Below are 10852 nucleotides of genomic sequence, written 5' to 3'. Positions count from 1 at the left end.
AACGTGCCGCGCTGTGTCGGGATCACCGTGTGGGGGGTGCGGGACAGCGACTCGTGGCGGTCCAACGAGAGCCCGCTGCTGTTCGACGGCGGCGGCAACAAGAAGGCCGCGTACACCTCGGTCCTCAACGCCCTCAACGCCGCGACCCCCACCACCACGCCCACCGTCAGCCCGACCGTCAGCCCGACGGCCAGCACCTCGCCGGGCGTTCCCGGCGGCACGAACGAGATCGTGGGCTCGCAGTCGGGCCGGTGCATCGACGTGCCCAACGCGACGCAGACCAACGGCACCCGGGTGCAGCTCTACGACTGCCACGGCCAGAGCAACCAGCGGTGGACCTACACGTCCGGCAAGGCGCTGCAGGTGTACGGCAACAAGTGCCTGGACGCCAACGGGCAGGGCACCGCCAACGGCACGGCCGTCATCATCTGGGACTGCAACGGCCAGCCCAACCAGCAGTGGAACGTCAACAGCAACGGCACCATCAGTGGCGTGCAGTCCGGCCGCTGCCTCGACGTGTGGGGCACCGCCAACGGCCAGCAGGTCCAGCTGTACGACTGTCACGGCCAGGCCAACCAGCAGTTCAGGCTGGTCTCGCTCGGCGGGCCGACCTCGCCGCCGCCGTCGTCGCCCTCCCAGTCGCAGTCGCCGGGCGGGTCGTGCTCGCTGCCGTCGTCGTACCGGTGGACGTCGACAGGGGCGCTCGCCAGCCCGCAGAACGGGTGGGTGTCGCTGAAGGACTTCACCAACGTCGTCTACAACGGCAAGCACCTGGTCTACGCGTCGAACGTCTCCAGTGGAGGGTCGTACGGCTCGATGAGCTTCGGCCTGTTCACCAACTGGTCGGACATGGGCTCGGCCTCGCAGACCGGGATGAGCCAGGGCACGGTCGCGCCGACGCTGTTCTACTTCGCCCCGAGGAACGTCTGGGTGCTCGCCTACCAGTGGGGGCCCAACGCCTTCAACTACAAGACGTCCAGCGACCCGACCAACCCCAACGGCTGGTCCGCGCCGCAGGCGCTGTTCACCGGCAGCATCACCGGCTCCGGCACCGGCGTCATCGACCAGACACTCATCGGCGACGGCGAGAACATGTACCTGTTCTTCGCCGGCGACAACGGCAAGATCTACCGGGCCAGCATGCCGATCGGGAACTTCCCGGGCAACTTCGGCTCCAGCTACACCACGATCATGAGCGACTCGACCAACAACCTGTTCGAGGCGGTCGAGGTCTACAAGGTCCAGGGCCAGAGCCAGTACCTGATGATCGTCGAGGCGATCGGCAGCCAGGGCCGCTACTTCCGCTCGTTCACGTCCAGCAGCCTGGGCGGGTCGTGGACCCCGCAGGCCGCCAGTGAGAGCAACCCCTTCGCCGGTAAGGCGAACAGCGGCGCGTCGTGGACCAACGACATCAGCCACGGTGACCTGGTCCGCACCAACCCCGACCAGACCAAGACCATCGACCCGTGCAACCTGCAGTTCCTGTACCAGGGCAAGAACCCCAGCGCGGGCGGTGACTACAACCTGCTGCCGTGGCGGCCGGGTGTGCTGACGCTGCAGCGCTGAGCGTGTGGCCGCCGCGGCGGCCCGCGTCACGAGACCGCTCGGGCGTGTCCGGTGCCATGCGTCGGACACGCCCCCGCCGGCGGATACGGCAGGCCCCGCGGGACGGCGGATATCGAAGACGCCGCATCTCTTGACCAAATACGTCATACGAATTATGTTTCGCCCGAGGTTCGATCCTCGGTACCCACCCCGACGCAGGCACCGGCCGTCCCGCCCCGGCCCTGGCTGCAGGCAGCGCCTCCCCCGCCGACCGGGAGCGCTGCCGCCGACCGAAGGAGACCCACCTGTGAGCACCCGAACGAAGCCCCGCTGGCTCGCGGCGCTCGGCGCCGTGGCCGTCGTGGCCGCCGGAGTCCTCGCCGTGACGGCGATGACCGTGCCGTCGGCATCGGCGGCCACGACGGCCGGCTGCGGCAAGACCCCGACGCTGCGCAGCGGCAGCTACACCATCCAGAGCGGCGGGCAGAGCCGCAGCTTCATCCTGCGCATCCCCGACGGGTACAGCAACACCCGCCCGTACCGGCTGATCTTCGGCTACCACTGGCGCGGCGGCACGATGAACGACGTCGCCTCCGGCGGCAGCAGCGGCAGCTCGTGGTCGTACTACGGGATGCAGCAGCAGTCCGGCAACAGCGCGATCCTCGTCGCGCCGCAGGGCATCGGCAACGGCTGGCCCAACAGCGGCGGCCAGGACATCACGTTCACCGACGACATGGTCCGGATGATCGAGAACGACCTGTGCGTCGACACCACCCAGCTGTTCGCGATGGGGTTCAGCTACGGCGGCGGGATGAGCTACGCCATCGCCTGCGGCCGGGCCACCGTGTTCCGGGCGGTCGTGGTCTACTCCGGCGCGCAGCTGTCCGGCTGCAGCGGCGGCACCCAGCCGATCGGGTACTTCGGCATCCACGGCATCTCCGACAATGTCCTGAACATCGCCTCGGGGCGCCAGCTGCGCGACACGTTCCTGCGCAACAACGGCTGCGCCGCCCAGAACGCCGCGGAGCCGTCGTCCGGCAGCGGCCGGCACATCACGACCGCCTACTCCTGCCGTGACGGGTACCCCGTGCGATGGGCGGCGTTCGACGGCGGCCACGGCCCCGGCCCGGTCGACGGCTGCTCCGGCTGTGAGGACGGCACCAGGACGTGGACCAAGACGGAGGCGTGGCAGTTCATCGCCTCCTTCGCCGGCGGCACGACGCCGAGCTCCCAGCCGCCCGGCAGCCCGTCGAGCAGCCCGTCGGGCAGCCAGCAGCCGGGACAGTCGAACGTCACGGTCGTCGGCGCGGGCTCCGGCCGCTGCCTCGACGTGCCGGGCAGCAGCACCACGAACGGCACCCAGCTGCAGCTGTGGGACTGCCACGGCAACACCAATCAACGCTTCACTGCCACCGCGAGCCGCCAGCTGACGGTGTACGGCGGCAAGTGCCTGGACGCCAGCGGCCAGGGCACCGGCAACGGCACCACGGTCGTCATCTGGGACTGCAACGGCCAGGCCAACCAGCAGTGGAACGTCAACAGCAACGGCACGATCACCGGCGCGCAGTCCGGGCTGTGCCTGGACGCCAGCGCCAACGGCACGGCCAACGGCACGAAGCTCCAGCTGTGGGCCTGCAACGGCCAGGCCAACCAGCAGTGGAGCCTGCGCGCCTGACCGGTCCACCGGTGGCGCCGGCCCCGGCCGGCGCCACCCCTGCCGACAGCAGAGGAGGAACACGCATGGCAACGAGGAGCGGCGCGGCGACGATCGCCGCGGTGGTGCTGGCCGCGGCGGCCGCACTGGCCGCCCCCGGCACCCCCGCGCAGGCGGCCACCGCGGTCACGATCAACGGCTCGTCGGGCGGGCGGGTGCTCGACGGCATCGGCGCGGTCAGCGGGGGCGGCGGCAACAGTCGGCTGCTGATCGACTACCCGGAGCCGCAGCGCAGCGACATCCTGAACTACCTGTTCAAGCCGGGGTACGGCGCGGCGATGCAGATCCTGAAGGTGGAGATCGGCGGCGACACGAACTCGACGTCCGGCGCCGAGCCCAGCCACGAGCACACCCGCGGCGCCGTGAACTGCAACCGCGGGTACGAGTGGTGGCTGATGGAGCAGGCCAAGGCCCGCAACCCCAACATCAGCCTGGTCGGGCTGGCGTGGGGCGCCCCCGGCTGGATCGGCAACGGCAACTTCTGGTCCAACGACTCGATCGACTACCTGCTGGCGTGGCTGGACTGCGCGGGCACGCACGGGCTCACGATCAACTACCTCGGCGGCTGGAACGAGAAGGGCTACAACGTCGCCTGGTACAAGAACCTGCGCGCCGCGCTCAACGCCCGCGGCTACGGCGGCGTGAAGATCGTCGCGTCCGACGACTTCGGCTGGTCCGCCGCCGACGACGCGCTGCGCGACAGCGCCTTCGCAGCCGCCGTGTCCACCTTCGGCAGCCACTACGTGTGCGGGTACCGCAGCGCCCAGAGCAGCTGCCCCAGCTCCAGCAACGCGCTGGCCACCGGCAAGGCGCTGTGGGCCAGCGAGAACGGCTCCGACGACTACAACGCCGGCGCGCAGGCGCTCGCCCGCGGCATCAACCGCGGCTACGTCGACGGGCGGATGACCGGCTACATCAACTGGCCGGCCATCGCCGCCATCACGCCGAACATCCCCTGGGCGACCACGGGCGTCGCGGTCGCGTCGCAGCCGTGGTCGGGTGCATACTCGATCGGCAAGAACGCGTGGGTGATGGCGCAGACCACCCAGTTCACCGCCCCGGGCTGGCGCTACCTCGACAGCTCCAGCGGCTACATCGGCGGCAACCGCAGCAACGGCAGCTACGTCTCGCTGCGCTCGCCCACCGGCAGCGACTACAGCACGATCATCGAGACGATGGACGCCGGCGCGGCGCAGACCCTGAACTTCACCGTCACCGGCGGCCTGTCCACCGGCACGGTGCGGGTGTGGTCCACCAACGTGCGGTCGAACAGCACCGCCGAGCACTTCGTGCGCGGCGCCGACATCACACCCTCCGGCGGGGCCTTCTCCCTCACCGTCCAGCCCGGCTACGTGTACAGCATCACCACCACCACGGGGCAGGGCAAGGGCACCGCGGTCAGCCCGGCGCAGGGCAACCTGAAGCTGCCGTACAGCGACACCTTCGACAGCTACGCCGCCGGCCGCGAAGCCACGTACCTGATGGACCAGCAGGGCTCGTTCGAGGTCGCCGCCTGCGGGGGCGGCCACACCGGGCGGTGCGTGCGGCAGATGTCGGAACAGGCGCCGATCTACTGGACGTCCGGCCACGCCGACCCGTTCACCCTGCTGGGCGACCTGACGTGGCGCAACTACACCGTCTCCTCCGACGTCATGCTGGAGAAGTCCGGCTACGCGCAGCTCATCGGCCGCGGCAACACGTACGACCATCAAGGCCCGCAGAACCTCAACGGGTACTACTTCCGGGTCGCCGACACCGGCGCCTGGTCGATCCGCAGCAACAACACCAGCGGCAACTGGCGGACCCTCGCCAGTGGCACCACGGCGGCGCTGGGCACCGGGCGCTGGCACAGCCTGTCGCTGACGCTCAACGGCAGCACGCTGAGCGCGTCCGTCGACGGCACCACCGTCGGCACGGTGTCGGACTCCACGTGGGTCGCCGGCCAGATCGGGTACGGCACCGGCCAGGGCGTCACGGCGCAGTTCGACAACCTCACGATCACCCCGGTCGGCACACAGGGCGGGTCGACCGGGGAGATCCGCGGCGCCGGCTCCAACCGGTGCCTGGACGTCAACGGTGCCGGCCAGGCCGACGGCACGGTCGTGCAGGTCTGGGACTGCAACGGCGGCGCGAACCAGCAGTGGACGCTCACCTCGAGCAACCAGCTCACCGTCTACGGCAACAAGTGCCTCGACGTGGCCGGGACCACCCAGGGCACCCGGGCGCGGATCTGGACCTGCAACGGCGGCGCCGGCCAGCAGTGGCGGGTCAACGCCGACGGCTCGATCGTCGCCAACGGGTCCGGGCTGTGCCTGGACGTCAACGGCGCCGGCACCGCCAACGGCACCGCGGTGCAGCTGTGGACCTGCAACGGCGGCAGCAACCAGACCTGGATCCGGGCCTGACCGATTCACCCGCGGCGGCGCCGCGGCCCGGCCGTCCACATCGGGCGGCCGGGCCGCACCCGCCGGCATCCGGACGGAACACTTGAAGGAGGGCCACATGCAACGCACCCCACGGGCCGCCGCACGACGCTGGACGCGGCGCTGATGGGCCCGCGCCACGACACCATGCCGCCCATGGCGGGGACGGCGGACGCGCCGGGCGGACACTCCACGGCCCGCCGCGGCGCCATCCTGGCCGTCGCCGTCACGCTGCTGCTCGCCGGCGCCGCCGCCGTGACGCTGAGCCGGGCCGCCCTGGCCGCCGACACGCCCCAGCAGATCGTCGGCGCCGGCTCCGGACGCTGCGTCGACGTGCCGAGCTCCAGCACCACCAACGGCACCCAGGTCCAGCTGTGGGACTGCGGCAGCGCCGCGGGCCAGTCGTGGACCTACACCACCGCCAAGCAGCTGACCGTGTACGGCAACAAATGCCTCGACGCCAGCGGCCGCGGTACCGCCAACAACACCCCGGTCATCATCTGGGACTGCAACGGGCAGACCAACCAGCAATGGAACGTCAACGCCAACGGCTCGATCACCGGCGTGCAGTCCGGCCTGTGCCTGGACGCCACGGGTCGGGGCACCGCGAACGGCACGAAGATCATCCTGTATGCGTGCAGCGGCCAGACCAACCAGCAGTGGACGCTCTCGTCACCGCCGCCGCCGGGCGGCACAGGCGGGCCGTGCGACATCTACGCCGCCGGTGGCACGCCGTGCGTCGCCGCGCACAGCACCGTCCGGGCCCTGTTCAGTGCCTACAACGGCAACCTGTACCAGGTGCGGCGCTCCTCGGACAACACCACCCGCAACATCGGCGTGGTGGCGACCGGCGGCACCGCGAACGCGTCCGCCCAGGACTCCTTCTGCGCCGCCACGACCTGTGTGATCACCGTGCTCTACGACCAGTCCGGGCGCGGCAACGACCTGTGGTACCAGGGATCGAGCGTGGTGCCCGGCTCATCGCAGAGCAGCCCGGCGAGGGCGACCACCGAGTCGCTGACGGTCGGCGGCGGCAAGGCGTATTCGCTGTACATCAACCCCGGCAACAGCTACTGGCGCGACGGGCACCTGACCGGTGTGCCGACCGGCAGCGCGCCCGAGGGCATGTACATGGTGACCAGCGGCACCCACGTCAACAGCGGCTGCTGCTTCGACTACGGCAACAGCGAGACGACCCGCAAGGCCGACGCCGCCGGCGCCATGGACGCGATCTACTTCGGCACCAGCTGCTGGTTCGGCGGCTGCTCCGGCTCCGGGCCATGGGTGCAGGCGGACCTGGAATGGGGCCTGTTCCCGGGCGGCAGCAGCTCGTGGAACTCCAACCAGCGGGCCTTCACCAGCAAGTTCGTCACGGCGACGCTGAAGAACAACGGCACGTCCCGCTTCGCCATCAAGGGCAGCAACGCCCAGGCGGGCAGCCTGTACACCCTGTACGACGGGGCGCTGCCCAACGGCTACAGCCCGATGAAGAAGCAGGGCGCGATCGTGCTGGGCAGCGGCGGCGACTGCTGCAAGCCCGACGGCGGCGCCAACCAGAGCGCCGGCACGTTCTACGAAGGCGCGATGGTGTCGGGCTACCCGTCCGACGCGACGGAGAACGCGGTGCAGGCGAACATCGTCGCCGCCGGCTACCGCTGACCGACCCAGCCGTCCAACCCAGGTGGGCCCCGCCGCGGCGCGACGGGGCCCACGCTTACGCAGACCCAAGGAGGCCGGCGCCCCGCAGCGACGCCCACAGCGCGTCGGGGACGTCGGTCTCGGCGCGGTGCAGGGTCTGCAGGACCTCTGCCCGGCTGCGCAGACCGACCACCGTCGCGGTGACGGCCGGGTGCGCGCGGACGAAGGCGAGCGCCGCCGCGGGCAGCGTGACGCCGTGCGCCTCGCAGATCCCGGCGATGCGCCGCGCGCGGTCGATGAGCCCGGCGGGTGCCTGCCGGTAGTCGTACGTCGCGTCGGCCGGCGGCCGGTCCGTGGCGAGCAGCCCGGAGTTGTAGACCCCGGCGACCACGACACCGACCCCGGCGCGCTGCGCGGCGGGCAGCAGGTCGTGCAGCGCGCCCTGTTCGAGCAGGGTGTACCGGCCGGCGCACAGCACCACGTCGACGTCGGTCTCCTGGACGAACCGGGTGAGCATCGCCGACTGGTTCATCCCGGCCCCGACGGCGCCGATGACGCCCTGGTCGCGCAGCTCGGTCAGGGCGGGCAGCGCCTCGGTCGCGGCCTGCCGCCAGTGCTCGTCCGGGTCGTGCAGGTAGACGATGTCGATGCGGTCGAGGCCGGTGCGGGTGAGGCTCGCCTCGAGCGAGCGGCGCACGCCGTCGCGGCTGAAGTCCCACTGCCGCCGGTGGGTCGCGGCGACGTCGAAGCCGTCCGGGTCGCGCAGGTGCGCCGTCCGCGGCGACGGGACGAGCAGCCGGCCGACCTTCGTGGAGATCACGTAGTCGTCGCGCGGCCTCGCCCGCAGTGCGGCGCCGAGGCGTCGTTCGGACAGCCCCAGCCCGTAGTGCGGAGCGGTGTCGAAGTACCGGATGCCGGCGTCCCAGGCGGCGTCGACCGCCGCGGCGAACGTCTCGTCCGTGGTCGCGTGGTACAGGTTGCCGCCCTGCGCGGCGCCGAGACCCAGCGCGGTGAGGCCGACCGCCGGCCGGCGCGGGAGCGTCTCGCGTGTCACGGTGGCCGCAGCCGGTAGACCTGGCGGGCAGTGCCGACGGTCTGGGTGACACCGGACACGGCGGCCAGCGGGGCCAGGTCCGCGACGGTGAAGTCGGCGTTGATCGCCTCCATCGTCGTGGCGTTGATCCACGGCTGCGGGTGGCGGGCGCGGACCCACAGATGGTGGTGGGCGTCGATGATCTGCCTCGGTGCCCGCGGTGCGCTGTGCTTCATCGGCCGAGCCAGCCGCCGTCCACGGGCAGCGTGACGCCGTTGACGTAGTCCGACGCCGGCGCGGACAGGAACACGGCCGCCCCGCCGATGTCCTCGGACCTGCCCCAGCGGCCGGCCGGAATGCGCTCCAGGATGGACCGGTGCCGCACCGGGTCGTCGCGCAGTGCCTGCGTGTTGTCCGTGGCGATGTAGCCCGGCGCGATGGCGTTGACGTTGACGCCGTGCCTGGCCCACTCGTTGGCCAGCGCCTTGGTCAGTCCGGCCACGCCGGACTTCGCGGCGGTGTACCCGGGGACGTTGATGCCGCCCTGGAAGCTCAGCAGCGAGGCGGTGAAGATGATCTTTCCTCGGCCGCGCCCGATCATCGCCCGGCCGATCTCGCGGCTGAGCAGGAACTGGCTGCTGAGGTTGACCTGGATGACGTGGTCCCACAGCGCGTCGGAGTGCTCGGCGGCCGGTGCGCGCGCGATGGTGCCGGCGTTGTTGACCAGGATGTCGATCGGGCCGAGCAGGTCGAGGTCCGCGGCGAGCCGGTGGACCGCCGCACGGTCGGCGAGGTCCGCGCTCAGTGCGGTGAAGGTGCGGCCGGCGTCACGGACCCGCCGCTCGGCGTCGCTGCCGGAGGTCTCCAGCTGCGCGGAGACGCCGATGATGTCCGCGCCGGCGAGGGCGAGCGCCTCGGCGATGGCCAGGCCGATGCCCCGCCGGGCGCCGGTCACGACGGCGGTGCGCCCCGAGAGGTCGAACATCGGGTTCACTGCGGCCGCTCCTGCCAGTCGATGAGGACCTTCATGACGCTGCCGCCCGACTCCAGCGCGGTGAAGGCGTCGCCGACGGTGTCCACCGGTCCGATCCGGGAGATCAGCCGCTGCACGGGAACCTCGCCCGTGGCGACCAGCCGGATCGCCTCGGTCATGTCGTCGCGTTGGTACAGGCGGGCGCCGAAGAGCTCGAGCTCGCGCCAGAAGAACCGGTGCAGGTCGACGGGGCGCAGCTGCGGATGGATGGCCACCATGACCAGGCGGCCCCGGCTGGTCAGCACGTCGACGGCGGTGGCGACCCCGGCGGCCGACCCGGAGACCTCGAAGGCGATGTCGGCGCCCGCGTTCGAGGTGCGCTCGTTCACGACCGCCACGATGTCGGTCGCCGCCGGGTCCAGCGCCTCGACGCCCAAGTCGGCGGCGACGCGGCGGCGGAACCCGTCCGGCTCGACCAGCAGGACCTGCGCGCGGCGCTGCTGCGCGACGGCGGCGATGAGCAGGCCGACGGGCCCGCCGCCGACCACGACGACGTGGTCGCCGGCGCCGACGTTCGCCCGGCGGACGTCGTGGACGGCGACCGCGGTCGGCTCGATGAGCGCCGCGTGCTCCAGCGGCAGGTCCTCCGGCAGCGGGAGCACCAGGTCCGCCGGGACGTTCCACAGCGACTGCATCGCACCGGGGGAGTCGATGCCGAGGAACCGCATGCTGTGGCAGATGTGGGAGTGCCCCCGGCCGCATGCCGCGCACCGGCCGCACGACCGCGTCGGCATGACGGTCACCGGCTGGCCGACCGACCAGCCGGTGACGCCCGGACCGAGCCTGGCGACCCGCCCCGACATCTCGTGGCCGATCACCGCCGCCGCGCCGACCCGGGCGTCCATGTCGCCGTGGTAGATGTGCAGATCGGTCCCGCAGATGCCGGTGTAGGCGATCGCGATGCCCAGCTCACCGTGGCCGGGCTCCTCGTCGGGGCGTTCTTCGACGTCGAGGGTGCGCGCCCCGCGGTAGACGACGGCTTTCATCGAACTCCATCCGGTGCGGCGGACAGCCGGGCTCGTGGACCGCAAAAACGTAACTCGTATGACGTATGCAGTCAACTGGGTGATCGCGCAGGCGGGCGGCGATCGATGCCAGTGCGCCAAGACAAACATATGACGTATGTCGTCAATCATGTAACGTGCTCGATGCATCGATGGCGGCCCGGCCGCGCACCCCTCGACGGCCCGGCGTAGCGGCATCGATGCATTGCAATCGGCGCGACGGCGCGCGCCCATCTGACCAGCACTGTCAGGAGGGTTCATGAACCGAACACCCCGATACCGAAGCGGCGCGGCGGCGGTGATGCTCGCGCTCGCCGGTGGAACTTTCACGGCTGTCGCCATCACCGCGGCGCCGGCGTCGGCGGCCATCAACGCGGCCGACTTCCAGCAGGTCACCCTCGCCAAGGGCGAGCCCGAGGTCGGCGAGCCGCTGACCATCTCGGTGCTGCCCGACCGCTCGGT

9 protein-coding genes are annotated in these 10852 nt (G+C 71.3%); 5 read left to right on the top strand and 4 right to left on the bottom strand.

Features of this window, described 5'->3' with window-relative positions; all coding sequences use genetic code 11:
* The 4 genes from AB0J72_RS58260 to AB0J72_RS58245 form a co-directional block, all read left to right on the top strand.
* The coding region (locus AB0J72_RS58260) for a non-reducing end alpha-L-arabinofuranosidase family hydrolase (protein ID WP_363417689.1) at window positions 1–1566 on the top strand (1566 nt) is incomplete at its 5' end.
* A gap of 370 nt (window positions 1567–1936) precedes the next feature.
* Window positions 1937–3220: a ricin-type beta-trefoil lectin domain protein gene (locus AB0J72_RS58255; RefSeq protein WP_363417691.1), complete on the top strand. Its 1284-nt coding sequence runs from the start codon at window positions 1937–1939 to the stop codon at window positions 3218–3220.
* Window positions 3221–3285: 65 nt separating this feature from the next.
* The gene (locus tag AB0J72_RS58250) at window positions 3286–5664 is read left to right on the top strand and encodes a ricin-type beta-trefoil lectin domain protein (protein ID WP_363417686.1); all 2379 of its coding nucleotides are present in this window, start codon (window positions 3286–3288) and stop codon (window positions 5662–5664) included.
* A gap of 174 nt (window positions 5665–5838) precedes the next feature.
* Window positions 5839–7341 carry an arabinofuranosidase catalytic domain-containing protein gene (locus AB0J72_RS58245; RefSeq protein WP_363417683.1) on the top strand — a complete coding sequence of 501 codons (1503 nt, stop codon included), beginning with the start codon at window positions 5839–5841 and terminating at the stop codon, window positions 7339–7341.
* A gap of 55 nt (window positions 7342–7396) precedes the next feature.
* On the opposite strand, the gene AB0J72_RS58240 is transcribed toward AB0J72_RS58245, so the two are convergent.
* The 4 genes from AB0J72_RS58240 to AB0J72_RS58225 are packed head-to-tail and all read right to left on the bottom strand — an operon-like array spanning window position 7397 to window position 10372.
* Window positions 7397–8374 (bottom strand): aldo/keto reductase, encoded by a 978-nt coding sequence (locus tag AB0J72_RS58240; RefSeq protein WP_363417680.1) that lies wholly within the window; start codon window positions 8372–8374, stop codon window positions 7397–7399.
* Window positions 8371–8589: a hypothetical protein gene (locus tag AB0J72_RS58235; RefSeq protein WP_363417677.1), complete on the bottom strand. Its 219-nt coding sequence runs from the start codon at window positions 8587–8589 to the stop codon at window positions 8371–8373. The genes AB0J72_RS58240 and AB0J72_RS58235 overlap by 4 nt, the downstream gene beginning before the upstream one ends.
* Window positions 8586–9338 (bottom strand): SDR family NAD(P)-dependent oxidoreductase, encoded by a 753-nt coding sequence (locus tag AB0J72_RS58230; RefSeq protein ID WP_363417674.1) that lies wholly within the window; start codon window positions 9336–9338, stop codon window positions 8586–8588. The genes AB0J72_RS58235 and AB0J72_RS58230 overlap by 4 nt, the downstream gene beginning before the upstream one ends.
* Window positions 9339–9343: 5 nt before the next feature.
* On the bottom strand, window positions 9344–10372 hold the full coding sequence (locus AB0J72_RS58225) for an alcohol dehydrogenase catalytic domain-containing protein (RefSeq protein ID WP_363417672.1): 1029 nt from the start codon (window positions 10370–10372) through the stop codon (window positions 9344–9346).
* A 277-nt stretch (window positions 10373–10649) separates the two neighbouring features.
* Here AB0J72_RS58225 and AB0J72_RS58220 point away from each other — a divergent pair.
* Window positions 10650–10852: hypothetical protein (locus AB0J72_RS58220; RefSeq protein WP_363417669.1), on the top strand; the 203-nt coding region annotated here is incomplete at its 3' end.

It is taken from the genome of Dactylosporangium sp. NPDC049742 (assembly GCF_040674675.1).
GTDB classification, from domain to species: domain Bacteria; phylum Actinomycetota; class Actinomycetes; order Mycobacteriales; family Micromonosporaceae; genus Dactylosporangium; species Dactylosporangium maewongense.
The sequence above is the reverse complement of the archived record's forward strand: the minus strand, read 5'-3'. Positions and strand labels throughout refer to the sequence as shown.